The following is a 21,487-nucleotide window of genomic DNA, read 5'->3' on the forward strand; positions in this document are numbered from 1 at the left end:
CCGAACGAGTGATTTGATCCCAATCCACCTCGGCGGCCACGTCGCTTGCGGTGTCCTCGTCGCTCGAGGAGGCCACGAATGGCGCGACGAATCGGTGGTGCTGGAGGCGGGTCGGACCCAGGTGCGGGCAAGGCCGGCGCCGTGTTGGCCGCGGGGGTGCTGGCGGTGTCGGTCGCCGCGGGCGGCGGCGGGCTGTCGCTGGGAAGCGGCGCGACCTCGGTCGAGTCCGCCGGAACGAACCTCACCAAGGCCAAGTCCGAAGGCAGGAAGTCGGCCCGCAGCGGCGACGCGGACGGCGCGTGGCGTCAGGTGAAGATGCGCACTCTCAAGCGCACGGCCAAGCCGGCGTTGGAGTGCCTCACACATTCGTTCGGTCAGGTGCGAGACCACTTCGCACGCAACCCGTGCAAGTCCCTCGACCGCACCCTGTTCGCGATCGGCGACGACCAGGGCAACGTCGCCGTCGTGTCCGTGGCGTGGGTCGGCTTCCGGAACCGCCGCGACGCCGGCGAGTTCAAGAAGCTGATCGACGTGCACGGCACGGGCGACATCACCCCGCTCGCCACGCCGTTGCTGGACATGGCGGACATCAGGTTCACCGGCCTGCACTACCAGTCCCGAACGGACGGCAGCACCGTCGTGATCGCCGAGACGGAGTCCGCGTCCGGTCAGGTCAGCGGTGAGGTGCTGGACGCGGCCGCCGACATGGCGAGCTGGCTGCCGCGTTAGGCCGCGACCGAGCGCACCGACCTGAGCGCCGACGCCCACGCCACCAGTTCGTCGAGCATCACGTTGAGCGTGTCGTGATGTTGCGGCTCCCCTTGCAGATCACCACGCGCGAACGCGACCTGAGTGCGCACGGTCGCCACCTTCAGTTCCGCCAGCACGAGCCGAAGCTGCTCCACCGCGCGCAGGCCACCGGTGCCGCCGATCCCCACGAACCCGGCCGCCTTGTCGTTCCACTCCGCGTACAGGTAGTCGATGGCGTTCTTCAGCGCAGCAGAGAAAGAGTGGTTGTACTCGGGCGTGACGAACACAAAACCGTCGTACGACGCGATGCGCGACGCCCACTCTCTCGTGTGTGCGTGCTGGTACTGACCGACGATCGCGGGCATCGGTTCGTCGAGCATCGGCAGATCGAACTCCGCCAGGTCGACGAGGTCGAACGATGCGTCGTCACGAGCGTTGGCGACGTTCACGACCCACTGCGCCACGGCCTCGGAACGACGGCCAGGACGCGTGCTCCCCAAGATCACTGCGATTCGCATGCCAGCCAAAGTACAACGCTCGTAGTACTTAGTGCAACGGCCGTTGTACTAAGCTCGCGTCATGCGACCGGACAAGCGGCAGGCGATCCTGCGCGGGGCGTTGAGCGTGTTCGCGAGGGACGGGTACTCGCGCGCGAGCATCGACGGCATCGCGAAGGAGGCCGAGGTCTCGACGCGCACGCTGTACAACCACTTCGCGGACAAGGCCGACCTCTTCCGCAACGTCATCCAGGCCAGCGCGGACGACGCGGCGCGGGACCAGATCGCGATCATCGAGCGGCACTTCCACCGGGTCACCGACCTGGAGCAGGACCTCGTCGCGTTCGGCAGGGCGATGGGCGCCGAGATCGGGCACGCCGAGCACTTCGCGCTGGTCCGGCAGATCAACGCCGAACTCGGTCACATCCCCGCCGAGGCCATCGAGGCGTGGCAGGAGACGGGGCCGCGCAGGGTGAAGCGCGCCCTCGCGGCGGAACTCGGGAAGCTCGGGTTCAAGGATCCGAAGCGCGCGGCGGTGCACCTGATGTTGCTCACGCTGACGGGCGAGCCCAGCATCAGAGGCACCCGTCCGGACGAAGACGACATCGCGGCGGGCGTCCGGGTATTTCTGCACGGGCACGATGTCGAGAACGCGGAAGGAGCTGCGACACAGGGTCATGGACACACGCGTTGACGACTACATCGCCGGGCTGCCCGAGTGGCAGCAGGACATCTGCCGCGAGGTCCGCAGGCTCGTCCACGAGGCCGACCAGGACGTCGAGGAGACGATCAAGTTCACGAACCGGCCGTACTTCGTGCTCGACGGCAACATCTGCGCGTTGCTCGGCACCAAGGACCACGTGAACGTGATGCTCTACGACAAGGCGATCGTGCCGGACCCGCAGAACATCATCACGAGCGGCCACGGCAACAAGACGGCCCGCATGATCTCCGTGTACCGCGACCAGCCGATCAACGCGCCGGCGCTGGTCGAGATGTTCCGCCACATCATCGCGAACAACCGCCGCCGAAAGAGTGTCGGACCCCGTCGGTAGCCTCATCAAGCATGGCGGTCGAGATCTACACCGACGGTGCGTGCAGCCCCAATCCCGGTCCGGGCGGCTGGGGTGCTGTGTTGCGCTACGGCGAGCACGAGAAGGACATGTACGGCGGTGACATCGGCCCTACGACGAACAACCGCATGGAACTGATGGCTCCCATCATGGCGTTGGAGAGCCTCACCCGGCCGTCCACCGTGGACCTCTACACAGACAGCACCTACGTCCGCAACGGAATCACCTCATGGGTGCACGGGTGGAAGGCGAACGGCTGGCTCACGAAGGCACGTGAGCCGGTCAAGAACGCCGACCTGTGGCGCCGCCTGGAAGAAGCTGCCAACAGGCACGAGGTGGAGTGGCACTGGGTGAAGGGCCATGCGGGCCATCCGGAGAACGAGCGCGCGGACCGTCTGGCGGTGCGCGGCGTGGAGGAGGTGACGGGGCGGGAAATCATTCAGCCCCAAGCGAAAACCAAAAAGGCGACGAAGCCGAGGCAACCGCGTGAGCTGAGCGGCGAACCGTGTGGCGCGCCCACGAAGAAGGGCACGCCGTGCCCGATCACGGCTGGGGCGAACGGGCTGTGTCACATCCACGACCCGGCGTTGCAGTGCGGTGCCCTCACCAAGAAGGGCATGCCCTGCACGATCGCGACCGGCGGCGGCCGGTGCGAACACCACCAGCACTCACTGGAGCTGTTCACGTAACGGCTAGAGAAGCCAGCAGTCGCAAGGCCTCCTCCGACGGACTACCAGGCGCGGCCACATAGGTCACCAACGCCTGCCCCGCGTCCGAGGTCAACGTCTCCACGGCCAGCTCCAGCGGACCGAGTTGCGGGTGGTTCATGCGCTTGAACATGGGCTCCCGCTCGCGCACCGGATGTTCCGCCCACAACGAGCGGAACAACGGCGACCTCCCGGACATCTCCTCGACCAGCGCGAGCAGCGCCGGGTCGTCGGGATGCACGCCGTAGTCCGCACGCAGGTAGCCGACGTTCTCGCGCGCGCAGTCCGTCCAGCCGGGGAACAGCTCCCGTGCGGCCGGGTCGGTGAACATGTACCGCACCATGTTCGGCTGCTCGCGGAAGTCCGTCACCAGCGCCGCAGCGAGCGGGTTCCACGCCAGCACGTCGAGCCGCCGGCCGAGGACCATCGCCGGCACGCCGTGCAGCGCGTCGAGCAGCCACCGCAACGCCGGCCGCACCTCCTCCGACGGCGACTCCACACGCGTGGGCCGCGCCAGCCGGTACAGGTGCGTGCGCTCAGCACCGTCCAGGCCGAGCGCCTGTGCCAACGCGTCCAGGATCGAGTCGGACGCGTTCGACGCACGCCCCTGTTCCATGCGCGTGTAGTAGTCGACGCTGATCCCGGCCAGCTGCGCCAGCTCCTCGCGGCGCAGCCCCGGAACGCGCCGCCGGGACGCCCGCTCCGGCGGATCCAGTGCCGCCCGGCGGGCGCGCAGAAACTCCCCCAACTCGCTCACGGTCCCCATCATGCCGGGATGGCTCCGACCAGGCCGCCGTCGACCACGAAGTCCTGCCCCGTCACATAAGCCGCACGGTCAGAAAGCAAGAACGCCACCACGTGCGCCACGTCCTCCGGCGCACCAAGTCGCCCCATCGGCACCTGACGGCGGAACGGCTCGTCGTCCTCCACGTTCTCCCGGAACATGTCCGTCGCGATGTACCCAGGACTCACCGTGTTGACCCGAACCCCCGGCATCTCCGCACCGAGTGTGCGCGCCAAGCTGTGCACCGCCGCCTTGCTGGCGGTGTAAAGCGACGCACCGGCAAACCCGCGGTGCACCGTCCACGACGCGTTGAGCACCACCGACGCACCAGGCCTCAAGCGCACGCGCTGCACCGTGAAGTACACGCCCTTGAAGTTCGTCGCCAGCACCCGATCCACGTCGTCCTCGGTGACCTTCGCGAACTCGGTGAAGACCCCGACCCCGGCGTTCGCGAAGACCCCGTCGACCTCCCCCACCCGCTCGGCCAGCGCCTCGACATCGGCCACCCTCGACACGTCCGCGACCACGGTCTCGACACCGAGCTCCTTGCGCGCCAACGCCAACCGCTCCTCCGAACGCCCGGCCACCACCACCCGCGCGCCCTCGTCGACCAGCACCCGCGCCGTCGCCAGCCCGATACCGCTACCGCCACCCGTGATCAGAAACGTCTTCATGCCGCCAAGACTCGGCCGATCCCGGCCCCCGAACCAGACCCGCCGTTTCCTGGGTCTGCCGAGACCAGGCTGACCCGCCCGAACCGGCGTAGCGTCCTCGTCATGCTTCCCGAATCCGCCAGGGCGGTGCTGGAGTCCAACGCGCTCGGCCACCTAGTGACACTCGGCCAGGACGGCGCCCCGCAGGTCACCATCGTCTGGGTGGGCCTGGACGGCGACGAGATCGTCTCCGGCCACCTGGCCCAACACCAGAAGGTCCGCAACATCCGCAACGACGGCCGTGTGGTGCTGTCCGTCGAAACGCCCAACATCAACGACCACGGTCTGCAGGAGTACCTCGTCGTCTACGGCACCGCGCGCATCACCGAGGGCGGGGCGCCGGAGTTGCTCCAACGCCTCGCGCACACCTACCTCGGTCCGGACGTGAAGTTCCCGCCGATGGACAACCCGCCTCCCGGCTTCGTGACGCGCATCAAGGTCGACCGCGTGGCCGGTGTCGGCCCCTGGGTTCAGCAGGGCTCGTAGTACGAGTGGACAGCGGGCTGGCCCGTGCAGTTCGGGCCGGCCCGGTCGTCTGCGCCCAGGTAGGCGAACGGCAGCCGAGGCTGACCCGGCCGTTGCCGTCGGCGATGCGTCTCTCGCGCAATACGTTGACCAGTGCACGGCCCAACGGATCCCGTCGCCGCGGCGCGCGCCGGATACGCCGAAACTCGCAACGAACCCGGCCTCCGGGCGCGAGCCAGGACGCAACGCACACCAGCGGGCCGAGTTGTCGCCCATGTGGTGAAGCCGTGCACATCACGAGATCAACGAGCTCGCAGACTCCAGTTGTCGGCCGCCGCGACGACGAACTCAGGCCTGAGCGCGCGGACACGACGATCGGCGAAACACGCCCGAAGACGTCGAACGCTTCGGCGAGTCAACCTCCCAGCCGCAGCTCGCAGGCCTGCCAAACCGGCCACGCGGCGACCCCGCGCACGCTTGCGCAGGGGTACCCCCGAGCTGGGAACCCCTGCGTTTCAACGTACTCACGAGGTCCGACACTCTCAGGCGAGCAGGCTCACCGGAGCACCTCAGCCAGGCGCGACATGCCTTCCGCGATCTCCGCCGGCGTGTTGGTGGTGAAGGACATCCGGAACGTCGCGTGATCAGGCGTCGTGGCGAAGAACGGTGCGCCCGGCACGAAAGCGACGTCATGCCGCAGCGCCTCCTTCAGCAGCACGGCGCTGTCCGCGGAGCCCGGCAACCGCAGCCACACGAACATGCCGCCGTCCGGATCCGACCAAGTCGTGCCGTCCGGAACCGTGGCGGGCAGCGCGGCGATCATCGCGTCACGGCGCGCGCCGTATTCGACGCACAGCCGGGCAACGTGGGCGTCAAGATCGTTGTGCGTCAAATACAAAGCCGCGGCAGCTTGGTCCACTGTGGACGTGTGCAGGTCGGTGGCCTGTTTCACGATCACCAACGTGCGGAGCAGGTCCGCGGGCGCCCGGAGCCATCCCAGCCGCATGCCCGGCGCGCCGATCTTCGAGAAGCTGCCCAGGTAAACGGTTCTATCGCTGATGGATGCGAGTGGTGCGACGGCCGAACCGCGGTAGCGGAGTTCGCCGTACGGGTCGTCCTCGACGATCCAGAAGTCGCGCTCGGCGGCCAGTGCGGCGACTTCCGCGCGGCGGGCGGCGGACAGGGTGCGGCCGGTCGGGTTCGCGAAGGTGGGAACCAGGTACAACAACGACGGCTGGTGCGTGGCGACGACGGACCGCAACGAGTCCGGATCCAGGCCGTCGGCGTCGCCGGCGACGGGCGCGATTCGGGCGCCGGCCATCTGGAAGCATTGCAGCGCAGCCAGATACGTCGGTTCTTCGACGGCCACGACGGCGCCTGGTTGCAGCAGGGCGGTGGCCACCAGGCTCAGGGCCTGCTGGGAGCCGGTGGTGATCAGGACGTCCGGAGTGGGCAGTCCGCGGCCGGTCAGGCGGGAGGAGACCAGCTCGCGCAGGGCCGGGTTTCCTTCTGTGGGGGCGTATTGCAGCACTGAGCGGTCCTGCAACGCGGTCTCGTAGGCGGTGCGCAGACCGTCCAGGTCGAACAGTTCGGGGGCGGGAAGTCCACCCGCGAAGGAAATCACCTCGGGGCGCGAGGTCAGCGCGAGCAGGTCGCGCACCGGGGAGCTGGCCACGGAGAGGGTGCGGTGCATGAACTTCACGTTAATCGGGGATGGTTCCGAGTGAACCGCGATTTTCTGTCAGGGCTCGTGGCTAGCGTGGTGGCATGGACATCGAGACGCGTGAAGACCAGCCCTACGCCGCCGTCCGGGCCACCGTGACGCCGGAGACGTTCGCCAAGATCGCCGACCGCTTTCCCGAGGTCATGCAGTGGCTGGCCGATCGCGAGTTACCGATCCTCGGCGCGCCGTTCTTCCGGTACTTACGCGTCACGGGCGAGGAGTACGAGGTGGAGGCCGGGATCCCCACCATCGCCGAGGTGCCGGGCGACGGGGAGGTGTTCACCGCGACGCTGCCCGGCGGCCAGTACGCGGTGGAGTTGCACGAGGGCCACCTGGACGGGCTCGCCGCCGTCACCGAACGGCTCACCGGCAGCACCCTGCGCTTCGACCGCGACGGCGACAACTGGGGTGCCCGGCTGGAGACGTACTTCACCGACCCCGCGGTCGAGCCCGACCCCGCCAACTGGAAGACGGAGGTGGCGATCCGAATCGCCGACTGAGGTCGCGCTTATATGCCGACCGAGCTATATTGCTGGCATGGCATCTACATTCGCCGTGCTGGCGGATCCGAGTCGCCGGGAGATCCTCGACCTGCTGCGTGAACGCGAGCGGCCGGTCGGCTATCTCGTCGACCGGCTGACGCTGACGCAGCCGACCGTCTCGAAGCACCTCAAGGTGTTGCGCGAGGCCGGTCTGGTCGAGGTGCGCACCGACGCCCAACGGCGCTGGTACCGGCTCTCCCCCGGTCCGCTGGAGGAGATCGACGCCTGGCTCGCGCCCTACCGGCGGATGTGGGAGAAGAGCCTGGACGCGCTCGAACGACGACTCGACGAGATCGAAGGGGACTGAACCCGTGGACGCCGAACTGCGGATGATCGAAGGCAAGCCCGTCCTGCGCTTCGAGCGCAGGCTGCGGCACTCACCGGAGAAGGTCTGGCGGGTGGTCACCGAGCCGGCCGAGATGAAGCACTGGTTCCCGGCCGAGGTCGAGATCGACGGCCAGAAGATGCGCTTCACGTTCCCGGAGGCGGCACCCGTCGACGCGGACGGCGGCGAGGGCGAACTGCTCGAGTCCGACCCGCCGAAGGTGTTCGCCTTCCGCTGGATCAACGACGTGCTGCGCTTCGAGATCCTGCCGGACGAGGACGGCTGTCTGCTGGTGTTCACCGCCGTGGTCACCACGAAGCTCACCATCGGCCGCGACGCGCCCGGCTGGACCACCTGCCTGGACGCGCTGGTCGCCCACGCCGACGGCACCGAGTTCGAACCGCCGACGGAATGGCTGTCGCGGATCGAGCACTACGTCGCGAAGTTCGGCCTCGACGAGGGCACGGACGAGGCCGCGGGCGTGCGGTTCGTCCGCGATCTGGTCTGGAAACCGCTCGACGACGTCTGGAACGTGCTCACCGAGGGCACCGAGGACGGCGTGCCCGCGCGCGCCGCACATCCCGGCATCCAGCCCGGCGAGGTCACACGGTCCGAGGCGCCGCGCCTGCTGGAGTACGAGTGGCTCCAGGACGGCGCACCGAAGGGCGTCGTGCGCTGGGAGTTCGACCACGTGCCGCTGCAGGGCACCACGGTCACGCTGGTCCAGGAGAACGCACACGGCCCCGAGGCGCTCGCGGCGTGGCACGTGCACCTGGAGCTGTTCTTCGCGGCCACGCAGGGCGAGATCCGCTGCCCGTGGCCGGCGGAACGAGAGGAGGAACTGGTCAAGCGCTACGCCGAGCGCTGAGGAGCGACAGGACAAGACCGCCTGGCAACCCGGACGCGGCCGTCGCGCAACGGCCGCGTCGAAGAAGTCACTCGTGCTGCACGCGGTCGACGAGACAGGCCCAGTCCGGCGCGCTGCGCCGGCCGAGCCGCTTCGCCGACCGGTGTTCGTGTTCGAGCACGGCCAGCCGCCGGTCACGCGGGTCCGGCGCGAGGTCTTCCAGCCGGAGCACGTCGGCCGTCGAGAGCCGGAAGCTGACGAGCTTCGTCGAGTCGATCTTCGCGATCGTCCACCAGCACGTCGCCGCCGCGTAGTCGCAGCCGAGCTCGCGGAACTGCTCCTCGGCGTCGAGGAGGTCCCGCAGCGCTTCTGCCTTCTCGCGAGTGGCGAGCAGCAGGTCGGCGCGCACCTGTCTGGACCTCGCGACCACCTCGGGGAAGTCCGCGGTGGCGATGACGTCGGTGACGAACTCCTTGCCCTCGTTGTACTTCCGGGCGGCGAGGGACAACCGCGCCTGCAGGACGGTGAGCCACTGGTACGGCTCGGTGCCCGGCGTGAGCAGTCCCTCGGCCACCTGCGAGCGTTCCCACGCGGCCGTGAGCTCGGCGCGTTCCCCCGTCATCTCGTACCGCAGCAACTGCTTCTCCGCGTTGAGCGAGGCGCACACCCCGACCTCCTCGCTCGTCGGACCGGAGATGGAACGGAACAACGTGGTCGCGAGGATCAGCAGATGCTCGCAGTTGCGCAGGTAGAACTCGCGGTCGTACGGCAGCGCTTCCGTTGCCATGTGCAGGAAAACCCGCGCATGGGCACGTTGCCCGCGGGCGGCCGTGTACAGGTCGCGGTACTTCTTCGCGATCTGCGTCCCCTCCTCGGCCACCGAGGCCGCCTGACTGAAACGGTGCTCCCGCAACAGGTGCCACGCCTGCCCCGAGACGAGGACCTTCGCCTTCAACGCCCCTTCGCCCTTCAGCGGCAACGTCGACGAGAGCGTCTTCAGGCACACCTCGGACAACCGGCTGACCAGCCGCACGTCGCCGTGCGCCTTGGCCACACCGACCACCGAGTCGAACGCCCTGGCGAGTTCGAGATCGCCCTCGCCGTGCTCCACCAGGTCGTGCGCCAGCTGATAGGCCTGCGCGGAGGACGGCGGGCAGGCCTCCAGACCGGCCAGCATCATCCGGGTCCGGTGCACCCCTTCGGATTCCGGGTACATCGCGCCACCCCCGTTCCCCACCTCGAGCACACCGAGACTGCGCACCAGGTCCTCCTCTCCGTTGCGGGTGCTGGGATCGAAGCGGTGGATCACCAGCTGCTGCAGGACGGACGGCAACGCGTTCGCGTCGACCTCCGGCGGCACCACCGGCAACACCGCGCAGCCGTGCGCCCCGCCGTGGTGGTAGATCTTGTGCCGCACCAGTCCCGCTTCGTAGCGCACTCCCCTGCGCTCCACGAAGTCGTTGGACAGCAACGCTTTCAGGTAGTCGTCCGACACGATGACCAGCACCGTCCGATCGCGGACGGCGCTCTCCATCCAGGCCGGAATGGACAACGGGTGGATGATCGTGAGATCGCCGTCCCAGAGCACGTCGAAACCACGGGCCCGCAACGCTTCCACCACCGCCGACGCCGCAGGGCCTCCATCGCTACTGCTGTAGCTAACGAATATGGCCATCGCGGCAACCCTTCCCGGAATGACTCACGAGGGGCTGAACGCGATCTCTGGTGACGTTGCACATGGTGCGCCTCCTGCGGGTGCGGTCGCGCACCGATCCGGCTGGACCGGTGCGGCGAGGACCAATCACCCGAACGGGACCTGGATGGCGGCACTCATCAGGGTTCGAACGTCATACGCTGACGGACGGCGACATCGCCTCGCCTCATGGGACTTGGGGTTCGGTTGTGAGTTGCCATCGGACGGGTGGCTGTGGCGCAGCCACCCGCCCGGACCTGCGAATCAGGAACCTCCCAGCTCTGCGAGTCGGCGGTCGATCACGTTCGGCGTTTCAGCGGCGGGCAACGCGAAGTCCTCCAGCTTGAAGAAGTGGTTCAGGTACTCCTTGAGCTCCGGCCCCGACGTCATCAGCTCGTCACGACCTGGATGTTCGAGCAGCAAAGCGAAGTCCTCCTCCCCCTCGGAGAACTCGAGGATCGAGAACGAGCCCTTCATCGCCGGGTGGATGCCCGCGGAGAACGGCACGATCTGGATCGTCACGTGGTCCAGCGCCGCGACCTCCCTGATCCGCAGCAACTGCCTGCGGAGCACGCCCTCGTTGCCGATGACCCGGTGCAGCACCGACTCGTCGAGGATGATGTAGATCTCGGGACCGTCCGGATCCAGCACCGCCTGGCGGTGCATGCGGATCTCGACACCGCGTTCGACGACCTCGTCCGGGTTCCCGTAGCTCTTGACCAGCGCGTGCGCGTAGTCGGGAGTCTGCAGCAGTCCGGACACGACGTTGAGCTGAAGCTGCCGGATGCGGATGGCGGCGGTTTCCAGCTCCACGAACTTCGCGAACTGCTCGCTGAACGAGCCGCGGTACTTCTCCATCCACGCCGACTTCAACTGCCGGATCGCCCGGGTCATCCCCACCATCTCGGCGACACGGGCGTCGTCCCGCACGCCGTAATGGAAGAGAAGTGCCTGGACGTCGGTGACGGAGATCTTGTTCTCCCCCTTTTCAATCCTGATCAGTTTCGAAACGGACCAGTCCATCGCTTCCGCGACAGCCTGCTGACTGAGACCGAGTCCGTCCCGCGTCTGCCTCAACTCCGTGAGCAGTCGCTTCTGCAGAACGACGGGACTTTCCTTGCGGGGCAACACCCCTCCTCCCTCAATCTGCTAGGTAGCAGAATGGTAGCGGCCAATTGGAGAGGTTCCATACTGATGTCAACCAATTGGCCAGGTTTCGAAGGGAGAGATAGCAGCCCGAGGCATAGTTGATCAAGCCTTTGACGCCTTCCGTGTGGAGGCGTCACCCGTTCGGCACACTCACGAACGAGCAAAAGCCAGGAACGCGCGCCATCCGGCCGTCGCAACGTGGAGCTCCAGCCGGCGACGGTCCTTGGAGTCCCTGATCCGCACTGCCCGGCCGTCACCAGCACACTCAACACAAGTGTTGGCGTCGCCGCCGCTGTACGAACTGCGCTTCCACCTGAGCTCCGCCGCCATCGTCGCCCTCCCGGCAAGGTCCCCGACCCGACAAGGCCACACCCGAGCCTAGGTCCGGCAAGTTGATCGAGACACCGCCAGAGGTGCGCCACCCAGTAGACAGAAAGGTGTCATTTCAAGGACAGCGCAAGCAGAAGTTGTTGGTACCACATGGAATCAACAAGTGGCGAAACGGTCAACACCCACGCCGCTGATCAACAACCGTTCCTTGCGGTTGCCCGTCAGCCGCTGTGTCCAGTCGACGAACCCGCCGTCGCCGATTTCCACGCCGCCACGAAAGACCTTGAAGCACAGGCCTTCGTAGTACCCGGTGTGCCTCGACGGGTCCGCGGGCAACTCACCGCGCACCACCTCGAACCGCGGATCCAGCACCGTCACGCGCACCTCGATGTCCCCGCACGCCTCGCGCAGGAACGCGATGTGCTCGGCGAAGTGCTGGCGCTCAAAGGAAAGCGACCCACGATCCCGCCCCGCCGACACCGCGGCGAACAACGTGAAGTGCGCGAACCTCCCGGCACCGCCGAACAACTGCGCCCGCACGACGCGCTGCACGGCCGCGAGCCGCACGTCGTCCGGCCCGGATTGCCTGCGCACCGCGGCTTCGAGCGCCAGCGCGTTGGTCGGGTCGGCCGCGACCTCGGTGCCGCGCACGGTCGACAGCACGTTGTTCTGGTTCTGCTCGGCCACCGCGGAGCACGTCCCCAGCGGGGCCACGGGTGCGAGACCCAGCACGGAGAACGACGAGGGCAGCGCGGCCAGCAGCCGGTCCTCCGCGGCACGCAGCACCGCGAACGGCACCTCCGCCGGCGCCACGAAGCGGTCGGAACGGTACTGCCGCAACACATCCGGCCCGGACAACGCGCCCGCACGCCGTCGCATCAGCGCGAGCAGCACGGACGTGAGGTCGCTGCCGGACAGCCGCGCGAGCCGGTCCAGCGCCTCTTCACCACCCAGTTCGCGAAGCACCCGCGTCAAGACGCCCATACCGGCCATGATCCGCAGACCGGCCAGCGGATTTCCGCGAGCACCCAGTCGATCACCTGGATAGGGTCGGGGGATGACCGACTCGCAGGCAGTCCGGGAAGGCGAGCTGTGGGGCCGCCGGGCCGCGCATCGAGCAGCGCACGGCGCGAAGATGTCCATGCCCGCCTGGAAGACCGCGATCGAACGCACGGGCATCGGCGCCGGCACCACGGTCCTCGACCTGGCCTGCGGCAGCGGCGAGTTCTGCGCCACCGCAACGGAAGCAGGCGCCAAGGCCACCGGGATCGACATCTCGCCCGCCATGATCGCGTTGGCGCGGCAGTCGAGCACCGCCGAGTTCCACGAACGCGCGTTGGGGCCGTTGCCTTGGCCCGACGGCACGTTCGACGTCGTGACGGCGTTCAACGCGCTGTTCTTCGCGGCCGATCCCGAGGAGGCCTTCGCGGAGGCGGTCAGGGTCAGCAAGGACTACGTGGTCGTGTGCGAGTGGCATCCGGAGCAGCCGAGCGACATCATCACCATCGCGCGGGCCGTCCGGGGGCCGAGCGGGCGCAGGGGCACGAGGTTGCCGGAGCCGCGGCAGAAACTCACGATCGACATTCCTCAGGAACATCCCGACGAGGCCACGATGCTGCGCGCCATGCTGAGCGTGGGCAGCGTCCAGCCCATCATCGAGAGCGAGGGTGAAGAAAGTGTCGCGGCCAAGATCAGGGCGGCGACAGAACAGTTCCGAACCGCGGACGGCGGCTATCTGTTCGCCAACAGGTACCTGATGTCGGTCTTCCGCAAGAACGAGATCCCCAGAAAGTGAGAAATCAGGCCGCGGCGAGGATCTCGTAGCCCGCAGTGGTGAGCGCCGCCGGGCCGGAACCGGCGTTGATCAGGCCCGCCGAGGTCAGGCGCAGGCCGGCGAACTGGTCGGCACAGCACAAGCCGTCGACGAGCAGGAAGCTTCCGGTGAGCTCGCATCGGCCGTCGGCAACGGCTCTGAGAACGGCGCGGTCGCGGTGTGTGAGCGATGAGGCGGTCATCTTCTTCTCCTAGCCGTAAAGCGTCTACTCATGGATACGTCGAAGGAGAAGGCTTCGGTTCGACATCATCGGCAGAGAATTCTGCGCGTACCCCCAAAAGACGTACGGCGCGACCGTGTTCGAAGCGGTCCAGCACGGTCAGCGCGGCCTCTGCCAGCTCGTCCGCGGAGGACGTCGGCGCAGGCAGCTTCATCGCGCGCACCTTCGTGAAGAACGGCACGAAGCGCACCTTCACGCCGACGCGCACGGCAGGACGGCCCTCGGCGACCACGTCAACAGCAACCTGGTGGGCCAGCGCCACGACCTCACGGCGGATGTCCTCCAACGACGCGAGGTCCTGCTGAAAGGTCTTCTCGTGCGAACGCGACTTCACGACCCACGGTGTCGCGCTCACGACCGTGTCGCCCGCACCGAGCGCCACGGTCCGGTAGTACGGGCCCATCCGCGGGCCGAACCGGGCGGCCAGCGCGTCCACGGAAGCGGACGCCAGCTCCGCGACGGTCGAGAAGCCCAGCTCAGCCAGCTTGCGCTCGGTCTTCGCGCCGATGCCCCACAGCGCGGACGTCGGCCGGTGTCCCATCACCTCGGCCCAGTTCGCGCGGGTCAGCTCGAACACCCCGGCGGGCTTGCCGAAGTCGGTCGCGATCTTGGCGCGCAGCTTGTTGTCGCCGATGCCCACCGAGCAGTGCAGCCCGGTCGACTCCAGGACCGCCGCCTGCAACGACCGCGCCAGCACGACCGGATCATCCACGGTGGCGCCCACGAACGCCTCGTCCCAGCCCATCACCTCGACGACGACCGGGAACGACCTCAGCACGGCCATCACGTCCGCCGACGCCGCCTCGTACAGCGCGTGGTCGGCGGGCAGGAAGATCGCGTCCGGCAGCTTCTTGAACGCGGTCCGCAACGGCATCCCGGAGTGCACGCCGAACTCGCGTGCCTCGTAGGACGCCGTGGCCACGACCGCGCGCTCGGTCGGGTCGCCGTTGCCACCCACCACCACGGGCTTTCCGCGCAACGACGGATCGCGCAGCACCTCGACCGCGGCGATGAACTGGTCGAGGTCCACGTGCAGGACCCAGTCGTCCGCCATGCTGGACAGTATGAAACGGTCGGCCGGAATCCTGCTGTTCAGACGAACCACCCAGCTCGAAGTGCTGCTGGGGCACATGGGCGGCCCGTTCTGGGCCCGCAAGGACGCCGGCGCGTGGTCCGTGCCGAAGGGCGAGTACACCGACGACGAGACGCCCGAGGCAGCCGCGCGGCGCGAGTTCACCGAAGAGCTCGGTCTGCCGGTGCCCGAGGGTGAACTGATCCCGCTCGGCGAGGCCAAGGGCTCCGGCAAGGTCATCACCGTGTGGGCGCTCGAGGGCGACCTCGACCCGGAGACGGTCACGCCCGGCACGTTCGAGATGGAGTGGCCGCCGAAGTCCGGCCAGAAGAAGACGTTCCCCGAGGTCGACCGCGTTCAGTGGTTCAGCGTGGAGGAGGCGAGCGCGAAGATCGTCTCCGCGCAACGCCCCTTCCTCGAACGACTCACGGCCAGATAGAGCTGACCCACTCCGGGTGGTCGATGAACGGGTTCCGGTTGTGCTGGTAGCTGTCGAAGATCACCTGGTTGCGCCGCTGCTCGAACGCGTCCGGCGGGTCCAGCTGGCTCCACTGCTTCAGGACCGACAGCTTGCCCATGTACGGCGCGGACCCGTTGTTGACGAAGTTGTTCATCTCCAGGTTCGCGAAGCCGTCGGTGCCCTCGTAGCGCACGGCCATGTAGAACAGCATGCGCGCGACGTCGCCCTTCACGGCGGCGCGCGGCTCGAACGAGTCACCGTCGTAGAAGCTGCCGGACGCCTCGGGGACGGCAGATCCGCCGTTGTCGAAGTCCAGGTTGCCGCGGGTGGCGTTCACCGACACGTCCTCCGGCCGCAGGTGGTGGATGTCGGTGCCTGGACCGGTCGCCGTGCCGAAGTCACCGTGCGACTTCGCCCAGACGTGCTCGCGGTTCCAGTCGTTCACGCCGCCACCGTTGGTCGACTTCGACTGCGAACGGCCGCTGTACAGCAGGATCACGTTGTTCGGGTTGGCCGGGTCCTGGTCGGTGTCCTTCAGCGCGTTCCAGACCTGGTCGTAGCTGAGCTTGGTCTGGGTGCGGATGATGCTGTTCAACGCCGACTTCAACGCCGTGCCGGTCTTGTTGCAGGCCGTCGCGTAGTAGCCGGTGCACGTCGAAGGTGGTGTCGACGTCGGCGGCGGTGTTGTGCCGGCGAACGCGAACGCCGTGGACGAGGTCAGACCGGGGTGCGAGAAGTACGCGCTCAACGTGCCCGTCACGTCGATCTGCTTGCCCAGCAGCGACGGGTTGGTGCGAAGCCCCCACGAGGCGCGGAACGCCGACGGGATCTGCACGTAGATCATGCTCGAAGTGCTGGTCTGGGAGGCCGAGTCAGCCAGCGCGAGGGCGTAGTCGTTCGGATAACCCGAAGTGACGACCGTGTTCGTGGCCGTGGGCTGGCCCACGACGTACCCGCGGACAGTCGCCGACGCCCCGGACTGCTGACTGATCGCGTCGGCGACCTTGAGCGGCTCCTCGGCAAAAGCGGCGGTCGACCCGTACAGGCCGACCGCCGCCAACAGTGCGACGACTAAAGCAAGTGGACTCCACCGCGCCATGAGCACTCCCCGATCGTGTGAATGTTTCGCACACGATCGATGTACATGGTCAACGGATGGTTAACGAGCGGTCACGGCACCAGGACGACCTTGCCCGTGGTCCTCCCGGACTCGACGAGCTCGTGCGCCTTCGCGACGTCCGCGAGCGGCACGACGTGGTCGATCTGCACCTTGAGCTGCGGCAACGCGGCGAGATCGGTACCGGACGCGGAGACGCTGGCGAAGAGCTCGAACCGGATGCCGAGGTCCACAGCTCGGTCAACGTCAAAACCCGGGTTGCCCGGAATGATCGACACGAGCACGCCACCCGGCTTGATCACCTTGGCGGAGCGCTCGGCGTCGTCCCCGCCGATCGCGTCGAGCACCACGTCGACCGGCTCGATCTCGGTGAAGTCCTGGTGCCGGTAGTCGATCACCTCGTCCACGCCGAGCGAGCGCAGGAAGTCGTGCTTGGCCGCCGACGCCGTGCCGATCACGTACGCGCCCCGAGCCTTCGCGATCTGCACCGCGACGTGCCCGACACCGCCCGCCGCGGCGTGGATCAGCACCCGCTGACCAGCGGAAAGCCCGCCCCGACCGACGAGCGCCTGCCATGCCGTCAGCGCCACCATCGGCGTCGCACCCGCCTGCTCGACGGTCAGCCACGAGGGCCGCCGCACGACGTCGGAGGCGTTCACCACGGCGTACTCGGCGTAGCCACCGCCCGTGCCGGGGAACGGGAGCAGCCCGTACACCTCGTCACCGGCCGCGAACCCCCGCACGCCCTCGCCGAGCTGCTCGACGGTGCCCGCGACGTCCCAGCCCAGCGTGAACGGCGGCTCGCCGAGCGCGGGGAACCCACCGCCGCGGATGTACGTGTCGACCGGGTTCACGCCGGCCGCATCTACCTTGACCAGCACCTCACCCGCACCGGGCGCCGGCGTCGCCACCTCCGCGACCTCCAGCACGGACGTGTCGCCCACGGTCTTCTGCGTGATGACTCGCATGATGATCCCCTTCGATGTTCCCTGTGGGCACCATCTTGCAGTTAGCGCAAACTTTTAGAAAGTATACACTTCGAGGTGACTAGCTCTCCCGCAGATACAGATCCCGCAGCAGTGCGATCTCCGCACCGTGGTGGATCACCTCCCGGTTGATGTGCAGCACCAGGGTCGCCATCGGTTCCGCGGCGAACGGTCCCTCCGCCGGACCCACCGGCAGCGAGAGGTCAGCCTTGCGCGCGCCGGCCATCCACGCCTCGTACGCGTCGTCCAACTGCTTCAGCGCGTCGTCGGCGGTCGATGCGTACTGCCACGTCATGTAGTCGGCCGGCGGTCCACCGAAGTGCGAGGCCGTGCGCATGTTGAACACGCCCACGATGATGTGCGCCATCCGCCACGCGATCGTGGTGACCGGCGCGGGCTCGGGTGTCGGGTGTTGCCAGTCGATCGAGTGGTCCTGGTGAACGGTCCACGCGTCCGGCACGGGCTTCCAGAAGTACTCGTCGTCACTCATCCCCTCCAGCCGTGGTCGCAACTGGAGGTTCCAGTGGAAGTCGAGCTGATCAGTCAACTGCTTGTTCCAGTCCATGCCCTCGACCCTAAAACCGTTTGCGGACAACGACCGTCCTGGAAACACTCCGCCGGTGGACATTCGCGCCTCGCGCCCAGAAGACGTGGACCAGGTCGAGAAGCTCATCGTCGCGCGGATGGATCCCAGCGACGGCGTCGACGCCCGCCTGCTGATGACCGACCAGGACGCGGGCTGCGACTGGGTCGGGGTGGCGGCGGAAGGCGATCGGATCGTCTCCACCGCCACCCTGATGGACGAGACCGTGACGCTCGCCGGTCTCGACATCCCTGCCGGTCAGGTCGAACAGGTCGCCACGGACGTCGAACACGAGGGCAGGGGCCTGGTGCGGCAACTGATGGACTGGGCGCACGAGAGGTCGGCCCGGCGCGGTCACCTGATCCAGATCATGATCGGCATCCCGTACTTCTACCGCCAGTTCGGCTACACGTACTCGATCCCGATCAAGCAGACCAGGGCGCTCGCGAAGAGGCCCGAAGCCGTTGCGGGACACACGATCCGGCGCGCCACCGAATCCGATGTGCCCGCACTGAAGCGGTTCCAGGACGACGTCCAGCGCAATTTCGATCTGCGCATGGGCCACACCACGCCGTGCTGGCGCTGGCTGATCAACCGCACCGGCTCCACCACGTGGGTGGTCGAGCGCGACGGCACCCCGGTCGCCACCGGTCGCAGCACTCCGGCGGAAGAGGGCGACGTCGTCCTCGGCGAGATCGCGGGCGACGACGATGCGGTCAAAGCATTGGTGCACCTGGTGAATCCGGACTCGGTCGTGGAACGACTGCCGGTGCTGGAGGAGTTCCTCGAACCGCGACGTCCCGGCCTGGAGCAGTACCTGGTGCGAATTCCGGACGTCCCGAAGCTCTTCGAACACCTGCGCCCGGTGTTCACGAAACGGTTGCGAGGCAAGGAACCCACCGACGTGTTGCTCGGCTTCTACCGCACGCACGTCCGCTTCCGCTGGGACGGCGAGGAAATCGGGCCGTACGAGTGGGGTGGCACGGTGATCGGGCCGGGCGAGCAGGGCGGAGCCGGCATCGCCCCGGACCTCCTCGCACCACTGCTGTTCGGTCCGCACGGCATCGACGGGCTGCAACGCCAGTTCACCGACGTCTACCCAGGCCCGGACAAGGACCTGATGTACGCGCTGTTCCCGCCGGTCACGAGCGATCTGCTCACCTTCTACCTGCCGTGAATCAGAATAAACCGAGCGCTCGGTCTAGTATTGGGCTCCATGACGACTGTGCAGGAGATCGCGGCGGTCCGGTACGGCATCTGGGTGCTCTGCCCGGCTGTCGGCGCCGCCGCGGTGTGGGGGCTCAAGCTGGCGGCCAGGTGGATCACCACCCTCGGGTGGTTCCCGTTCCAGGGCGTGTTCGAGCTGGTCACGGACATCCCCGAGCCGTGGGCGACCGTCGCGGCGCTCGCGGTGGGCGCGCTCGTCGGCGGGGTGTTCGCGTTGTTCTGGGCCGCGGAGATGATGACGGTCGAGATCTCGCACGACCGGGTCACGCTCAGGAAGGACGACAAGACCTTCGACTTCGGCCGCAACGAGGTCGAGTCGGCGTTCGCGGACGGCAAGCAGCTCGTCCTGCTCTCCCCGGACGGCGCCGAGCTGGCCCGTGAGACGTCCGATCTCAGCAAGGCCAGGCTCGAACGTGCCTTCACCGGCCAGGGCTACCGGTGGCGCGACGGCGACCCGTTCGCGAACGACTTCAGGATGTGGGTCGAACACGCGCCCGACCTGGCGGCGGACGTGAACGCGCTGTTCACCGCCCGCAGGAAGGCCATCTCGAAGTACGAGAACGAGGAGGCCGCAGAATTGGCGCGGGAGATCCGCAAGCGCGGTGTCTACGTCAAGGACGAGAAGAAGAGGCAGTACTACAGGTGCGAACGGTAGATCCGGTCAAGCACGCCGCGAAGAAGAGGCACATCACCGACACCGCGGCAGGCCTGTTCGCGGAGAAGGGCTACGACCGGACGACCGTCGCGGACATCTGCAGGGCCGCCGGGATCAGCACCGGCAGCCTGTTCCACTACTTCCCCACCAAACGGGCGATCTTCCGCGAGATCTTCGAGCAGGACGGCCAGGACAACGCCGAGGTCTTCGCCAGGGCCGCGGAGCTCAGCCCGTGGGACGGCGTGCTGATGGTGGTCGACCACCTGTGCGTGCCCGCGCTGGACCGGTCGGTGGCCGGGCTGGTGCTGGAGGTCGTGATGCAGGCGAGCCGCGATCCGGAGCTGTGGGAGCTGGTCGGCCGCAACGAGCAGGTGGTGCGCGACGGCCTGGCCCGACTCCTGCAGAACGCGCACGACGCCGGCCAGATCGCGCTCGCGGTGGACGCGCGGACGGCGGCGAGCTGGGCGCAGGGACTCGTCGACGGCCTGTTCGGCAGGCTGGTCGACCCGGACTTCGACGCGGCCGATCAGGTGAGCACCCTCCGGTTGATCCTTTCCCGATTCGTGGGTGCTCAAGCACCATGAGGTCATGGCTTACGACGTCGCCGCGGTCCGCGCCCACTTCCCCGCGTTGCGCGAGGGTGCCGCGCACTTCGACGGGCCCGGCGGCGCGCAGGTGCCCGACGTCGTCGCCGAGGCGGTCAGGGACACCCTGACCTCGGCGATCGCGAACCGCGGCTCGGTCACCGCAGCCGAACGCCGGGCAGAGGAGGTCGTGCAGACCGCGCGCAGGACGATGAGCGAGTTCCTGAACGCGGGCAGCATCGTGTTCGGCCGCAGCATGACCCAGCTGACCTACGACTTCGCCCGCACGCTGTCGAAGAACTGGCGGCCGGGTGACGAGATCATCGTGACCAGGATCGACCACGACGCGAACATCCGGCCGTGGGTGCAGGCGGCAGAGGCGGCCAGGGCCACGGTCCGCTGGGCGCCGTTCGACCGCACGACCGGGGAGCTGCCCGTCGAGTCGGTGACGAAGCTGCTGTCCGACCGCACCCGCGTCGTCGCGATCACGGCGGCGTCGAACCTGCTCGGCACGCGTCCGGACGTCGCGGAGATCGCGCGGGCGGCGCACGAGATGGCGGCGTTCGTCTACGTCGACGGCGTGCACTACACACCGCACGTGCCGGTCGACGTCGAGGCGTTGGACGCGGACTTCTTCGTGTGCTCGCCGTACAAGTTCCTCGGCCCGCACCTCGGCGTGCTGGCGGCCGCGCCGGAGCTGCTGGAGACGCTGCGGCCGGACAAGCTGCTGCCGTCGACGAACGCCGTGCCGGAACGGTTCGAGCTGGGCACGCTGCCGTACGAACTGCTGGCGGGGACGACCGCGGCGGTGGAGTTCATGCGCACGCTGGAGGGCTTGGAGGAGCACGAACTCGGGTTGCGCGAGCAGCTGGAGTCCGGGCTGCGGGAACTCGGCGTCCGCATCTACAGCAAGGCTTCCTCACGCACGCCGACCGTGCTGTTCTCGGTCGACGGGCTGGATCCCGCCGAGGTGTACCGCAGGCTCGGCGCCGAGGGCGTGAACGCGCCCGCCGGCCACTTCTACGCCATCGAGTGCGCGCGGTGGCTCGGCCTGGGCGACAAGGGCGCGGTGCGGGCCGGCATCGGGCCGTACACCGACGAGTCCGATGTGGACCGTCTGCTCAAGGCCGTGGCCCGCTTGAGGTAACCGC

General features: G+C 67.9%; 26 protein-coding genes and 1 pseudogene. 14 read left to right on the plus strand and 13 right to left on the minus strand.

Annotated features, from left to right (window positions below; genetic code table 11):
• The first annotated feature begins 78 nt into the window (after positions 1-78).
• Complete coding sequence (locus SK803_RS35715) at positions 79-729, plus strand: hypothetical protein (RefSeq protein ID WP_319970605.1); 651 nt, start codon at positions 79-81, stop codon at positions 727-729.
• On the opposite strand, the gene SK803_RS35720 is transcribed toward SK803_RS35715, so the two are convergent.
• Entirely contained in the window at positions 726-1,268 is a 543-nt protein-coding gene (locus SK803_RS35720; protein WP_319970606.1) for an NADPH-dependent FMN reductase, read from the minus strand. The two genes, SK803_RS35715 and SK803_RS35720, sit on opposite strands and share 4 nt — an antisense overlap.
• A 61-nt stretch (positions 1,269-1,329) precedes the next feature.
• Here SK803_RS35720 and SK803_RS35725 point away from each other — a divergent pair, with 61 nt between their 5' ends.
• From SK803_RS35725 to rnhA, 3 genes and pseudogenes are all read left to right on the plus strand, one after another.
• Entirely contained in the window at positions 1,330-1,941 is a 612-nt protein-coding gene (locus tag SK803_RS35725; RefSeq protein ID WP_319970607.1) for a TetR/AcrR family transcriptional regulator, read from the plus strand.
• Positions 1,925-2,302: a DUF1801 domain-containing protein gene (locus SK803_RS35730; RefSeq protein ID WP_319970608.1), complete on the plus strand. Its 378-nt coding sequence runs from the start codon at positions 1,925-1,927 to the stop codon at positions 2,300-2,302. The genes SK803_RS35725 and SK803_RS35730 overlap by 17 nt, the downstream gene beginning before the upstream one ends.
• A gap of 11 nt (positions 2,303-2,313) precedes the next feature.
• Positions 2,314-2,751, plus strand: a pseudogene (rnhA, locus tag SK803_RS35735) (ribonuclease HI); the annotation flags it as partial.
• A 250-nt stretch (positions 2,752-3,001) separates the two neighbouring features.
• On the opposite strand, the gene SK803_RS35740 reads toward rnhA, so the two are convergent.
• The gene (locus tag SK803_RS35740; protein WP_319970665.1) at positions 3,002-3,793 is read right to left on the minus strand and encodes a helix-turn-helix transcriptional regulator; all 792 of its coding nucleotides are present in this window, start codon (positions 3,791-3,793) and stop codon (positions 3,002-3,004) included.
• A complete protein-coding gene (locus SK803_RS35745) occupies positions 3,793-4,485 on the minus strand; it encodes an SDR family NAD(P)-dependent oxidoreductase (protein ID WP_319970609.1) in 693 nt (230 codons plus the stop codon). Before SK803_RS35745 ends, SK803_RS35740 begins: the two co-directional genes overlap by 1 nt.
• Positions 4,486-4,587: 102 nt before the next feature.
• On the opposite strand from SK803_RS35745, the gene SK803_RS35750 reads away from it, so the two are divergent.
• Positions 4,588-5,010: a PPOX class F420-dependent oxidoreductase gene (locus SK803_RS35750; protein ID WP_319970610.1), complete on the plus strand. Its 423-nt coding sequence runs from the start codon at positions 4,588-4,590 to the stop codon at positions 5,008-5,010.
• 535 nt (positions 5,011-5,545) lie between these two features.
• On the opposite strand, the gene SK803_RS35755 is transcribed toward SK803_RS35750, so the two are convergent.
• Positions 5,546-6,682, minus strand: a complete 1,137-nt coding sequence (locus SK803_RS35755; protein WP_319970611.1) for an aminotransferase-like domain-containing protein — start codon at positions 6,680-6,682, stop codon at positions 5,546-5,548.
• 74 nt (positions 6,683-6,756) lie between these two features.
• On the opposite strand from SK803_RS35755, the gene SK803_RS35760 reads away from it, so the two are divergent.
• The 3 genes from SK803_RS35760 to SK803_RS35770 are packed head-to-tail and all read left to right on the plus strand — an operon-like array spanning position 6,757 to position 8,447.
• Entirely contained in the window at positions 6,757-7,212 is a 456-nt protein-coding gene (locus tag SK803_RS35760) for a GyrI-like domain-containing protein (protein WP_319970612.1), read from the plus strand.
• A gap of 37 nt (positions 7,213-7,249) precedes the next feature.
• Positions 7,250-7,561, plus strand: coding sequence for an ArsR/SmtB family transcription factor (locus tag SK803_RS35765; RefSeq protein ID WP_086664002.1), 312 nt, complete (start codon positions 7,250-7,252; stop codon positions 7,559-7,561).
• Positions 7,562-7,565: 4 nt separating this feature from the next.
• Positions 7,566-8,447 (plus strand): SRPBCC domain-containing protein, encoded by an 882-nt coding sequence (locus SK803_RS35770; protein ID WP_319970613.1) that lies wholly within the window; start codon positions 7,566-7,568, stop codon positions 8,445-8,447.
• A 67-nt stretch (positions 8,448-8,514) separates the two neighbouring features.
• Here the strand turns inward: SK803_RS35770 and SK803_RS35775 are convergent, their stop codons facing one another.
• The 4 genes from SK803_RS35775 to SK803_RS35790 form a co-directional block, all read right to left on the minus strand.
• Positions 8,515-10,101: a toll/interleukin-1 receptor domain-containing protein gene (locus SK803_RS35775; protein WP_319970614.1), complete on the minus strand. Its 1,587-nt coding sequence runs from the start codon at positions 10,099-10,101 to the stop codon at positions 8,515-8,517.
• A 282-nt stretch (positions 10,102-10,383) separates the two neighbouring features.
• Positions 10,384-11,250, minus strand: coding sequence for a helix-turn-helix domain-containing protein (locus SK803_RS35780; RefSeq protein ID WP_319970615.1), 867 nt, complete (start codon positions 11,248-11,250; stop codon positions 10,384-10,386).
• A 168-nt stretch (positions 11,251-11,418) separates the two neighbouring features.
• On the minus strand, positions 11,419-11,598 hold the full coding sequence (locus SK803_RS35785; RefSeq protein ID WP_319970616.1) for a DUF397 domain-containing protein: 180 nt from the start codon (positions 11,596-11,598) through the stop codon (positions 11,419-11,421).
• Between the two features lie 156 nt (positions 11,599-11,754).
• Entirely contained in the window at positions 11,755-12,582 is an 828-nt protein-coding gene (locus tag SK803_RS35790; protein ID WP_319970617.1) for a hypothetical protein, read from the minus strand.
• 73 nt (positions 12,583-12,655) lie between these two features.
• Here SK803_RS35790 and SK803_RS35795 point away from each other — a divergent pair, with 73 nt between their 5' ends.
• Entirely contained in the window at positions 12,656-13,393 is a 738-nt protein-coding gene (locus tag SK803_RS35795; protein ID WP_319970618.1) for a class I SAM-dependent methyltransferase, read from the plus strand.
• Between the two features lie 4 nt (positions 13,394-13,397).
• Here the strand turns inward: SK803_RS35795 and SK803_RS35800 are convergent, their stop codons facing one another.
• Both SK803_RS35800 and SK803_RS35805 read right to left on the minus strand, forming a co-directional pair.
• Complete coding sequence (locus SK803_RS35800) at positions 13,398-13,613, minus strand: hypothetical protein (RefSeq protein ID WP_319970619.1); 216 nt, start codon at positions 13,611-13,613, stop codon at positions 13,398-13,400.
• A gap of 28 nt (positions 13,614-13,641) precedes the next feature.
• Positions 13,642-14,706 carry a DNA polymerase IV gene (locus tag SK803_RS35805; protein WP_319970620.1) on the minus strand — a complete coding sequence of 355 codons (1,065 nt, stop codon included), beginning with the start codon at positions 14,704-14,706 and terminating at the stop codon, positions 13,642-13,644.
• Positions 14,707-14,716: 10 nt separating this feature from the next.
• On the opposite strand from SK803_RS35805, the gene SK803_RS35810 reads away from it, so the two are divergent.
• On the plus strand, positions 14,717-15,163 hold the full coding sequence (locus SK803_RS35810) for an NUDIX domain-containing protein (protein WP_319970621.1): 447 nt from the start codon (positions 14,717-14,719) through the stop codon (positions 15,161-15,163).
• Here the strand turns inward: SK803_RS35810 and SK803_RS46650 are convergent.
• The 3 genes from SK803_RS46650 to SK803_RS35830 all read right to left on the minus strand — a co-directional run bounded on the left by SK803_RS46650 (position 15,150) and on the right by SK803_RS35830 (position 17,852).
• Positions 15,150-16,283, minus strand: a complete 1,134-nt coding sequence (locus SK803_RS46650) for an endonuclease (protein WP_406601631.1) — start codon at positions 16,281-16,283, stop codon at positions 15,150-15,152. The two genes, SK803_RS35810 and SK803_RS46650, sit on opposite strands and share 14 nt — an antisense overlap.
• 71 nt (positions 16,284-16,354) lie before the next feature.
• Entirely contained in the window at positions 16,355-17,269 is a 915-nt protein-coding gene (locus SK803_RS35825; protein WP_319970622.1) for an NADP-dependent oxidoreductase, read from the minus strand.
• 79 nt (positions 17,270-17,348) lie between these two features.
• A complete protein-coding gene (locus SK803_RS35830; RefSeq protein WP_319970623.1) occupies positions 17,349-17,852 on the minus strand; it encodes a DinB family protein in 504 nt (167 codons plus the stop codon).
• Between the two features lie 55 nt (positions 17,853-17,907).
• Between SK803_RS35830 and SK803_RS35835 the strand changes: the two genes are divergently transcribed.
• Genes SK803_RS35835 through SK803_RS35850 form a run of 4 tightly spaced genes read left to right on the plus strand, consistent with a single transcriptional unit; the run spans position 17,908 to position 21,483 of the window.
• On the plus strand, positions 17,908-19,047 hold the full coding sequence (locus SK803_RS35835; protein WP_319970624.1) for a GNAT family N-acetyltransferase: 1,140 nt from the start codon (positions 17,908-17,910) through the stop codon (positions 19,045-19,047).
• Positions 19,048-19,086: 39 nt separating this feature from the next.
• Positions 19,087-19,752: a YqeB family protein gene (locus tag SK803_RS35840; RefSeq protein ID WP_319970625.1), complete on the plus strand. Its 666-nt coding sequence runs from the start codon at positions 19,087-19,089 to the stop codon at positions 19,750-19,752.
• Positions 19,740-20,336, plus strand: coding sequence for a TetR/AcrR family transcriptional regulator (locus SK803_RS35845; RefSeq protein ID WP_319970626.1), 597 nt, complete (start codon positions 19,740-19,742; stop codon positions 20,334-20,336). The genes SK803_RS35840 and SK803_RS35845 overlap by 13 nt, the downstream gene beginning before the upstream one ends.
• A 4-nt stretch (positions 20,337-20,340) precedes the next feature.
• Positions 20,341-21,483: a cysteine desulfurase-like protein gene (locus SK803_RS35850; protein ID WP_319970627.1), complete on the plus strand. Its 1,143-nt coding sequence runs from the start codon at positions 20,341-20,343 to the stop codon at positions 21,481-21,483.
• Positions 21,484-21,487 lie beyond the last annotated feature (4 nt).

The organism is Lentzea miocenica, assembly GCF_033949945.1.
Classification (GTDB): domain Bacteria; phylum Actinomycetota; class Actinomycetes; order Mycobacteriales; family Pseudonocardiaceae; genus Lentzea; species Lentzea miocenica.

Bases quoted from the DNA above. Each gene is read 5' to 3' on its own strand.
- SK803_RS35715 (WP_319970605.1), top strand. From the start codon at position 79: ATGGCGCGACGAATCGGTGGTGCTGGAGGCGGGTCGGACCCAGGTGCG.
- SK803_RS35720 (WP_319970606.1), bottom strand. From the start codon at position 1,268: ATGCGAATCGCAGTGATCTTGGGGAGCACGCGTCCTGGCCGTCGTTCC.
- SK803_RS35725 (WP_319970607.1), top strand. From the start codon at position 1,330: ATGCGACCGGACAAGCGGCAGGCGATCCTGCGCGGGGCGTTGAGCGTG.
- SK803_RS35730 (WP_319970608.1), top strand. From the start codon at position 1,925: ATGGACACACGCGTTGACGACTACATCGCCGGGCTGCCCGAGTGGCAG.
- SK803_RS35740 (WP_319970665.1), bottom strand. From the start codon at position 3,793: ATGGGGACCGTGAGCGAGTTGGGGGAGTTTCTGCGCGCCCGCCGGGCG.
- SK803_RS35745 (WP_319970609.1), bottom strand. From the start codon at position 4,485: ATGAAGACGTTTCTGATCACGGGTGGCGGTAGCGGTATCGGGCTGGCG.
- SK803_RS35750 (WP_319970610.1), top strand. From the start codon at position 4,588: ATGCTTCCCGAATCCGCCAGGGCGGTGCTGGAGTCCAACGCGCTCGGC.
- SK803_RS35755 (WP_319970611.1), bottom strand. From the start codon at position 6,682: ATGCACCGCACCCTCTCCGTGGCCAGCTCCCCGGTGCGCGACCTGCTC.
- SK803_RS35760 (WP_319970612.1), top strand. From the start codon at position 6,757: ATGGACATCGAGACGCGTGAAGACCAGCCCTACGCCGCCGTCCGGGCC.
- SK803_RS35765 (WP_086664002.1), top strand. From the start codon at position 7,250: ATGGCATCTACATTCGCCGTGCTGGCGGATCCGAGTCGCCGGGAGATC.
- SK803_RS35775 (WP_319970614.1), bottom strand. From the start codon at position 10,101: ATGGCCATATTCGTTAGCTACAGCAGTAGCGATGGAGGCCCTGCGGCG.
- SK803_RS35785 (WP_319970616.1), bottom strand. From the start codon at position 11,598: ATGGCGGCGGAGCTCAGGTGGAAGCGCAGTTCGTACAGCGGCGGCGAC.
- SK803_RS35790 (WP_319970617.1), bottom strand. From the start codon at position 12,582: ATGGGCGTCTTGACGCGGGTGCTTCGCGAACTGGGTGGTGAAGAGGCG.
- SK803_RS35795 (WP_319970618.1), top strand. From the start codon at position 12,656: ATGACCGACTCGCAGGCAGTCCGGGAAGGCGAGCTGTGGGGCCGCCGG.
- SK803_RS35800 (WP_319970619.1), bottom strand. From the start codon at position 13,613: ATGACCGCCTCATCGCTCACACACCGCGACCGCGCCGTTCTCAGAGCC.
- SK803_RS35805 (WP_319970620.1), bottom strand. From the start codon at position 14,706: ATGGCGGACGACTGGGTCCTGCACGTGGACCTCGACCAGTTCATCGCC.
- SK803_RS35810 (WP_319970621.1), top strand. From the start codon at position 14,717: ATGAAACGGTCGGCCGGAATCCTGCTGTTCAGACGAACCACCCAGCTC.
- SK803_RS46650 (WP_406601631.1), bottom strand. From the start codon at position 16,283: ATGGCGCGGTGGAGTCCACTTGCTTTAGTCGTCGCACTGTTGGCGGCG.
- SK803_RS35825 (WP_319970622.1), bottom strand. From the start codon at position 17,269: ATGCGAGTCATCACGCAGAAGACCGTGGGCGACACGTCCGTGCTGGAG.
- SK803_RS35830 (WP_319970623.1), bottom strand. From the start codon at position 17,852: ATGGACTGGAACAAGCAGTTGACTGATCAGCTCGACTTCCACTGGAAC.
- SK803_RS35840 (WP_319970625.1), top strand. From the start codon at position 19,087: ATGACGACTGTGCAGGAGATCGCGGCGGTCCGGTACGGCATCTGGGTG.
- SK803_RS35850 (WP_319970627.1), top strand. From the start codon at position 20,341: ATGGCTTACGACGTCGCCGCGGTCCGCGCCCACTTCCCCGCGTTGCGC.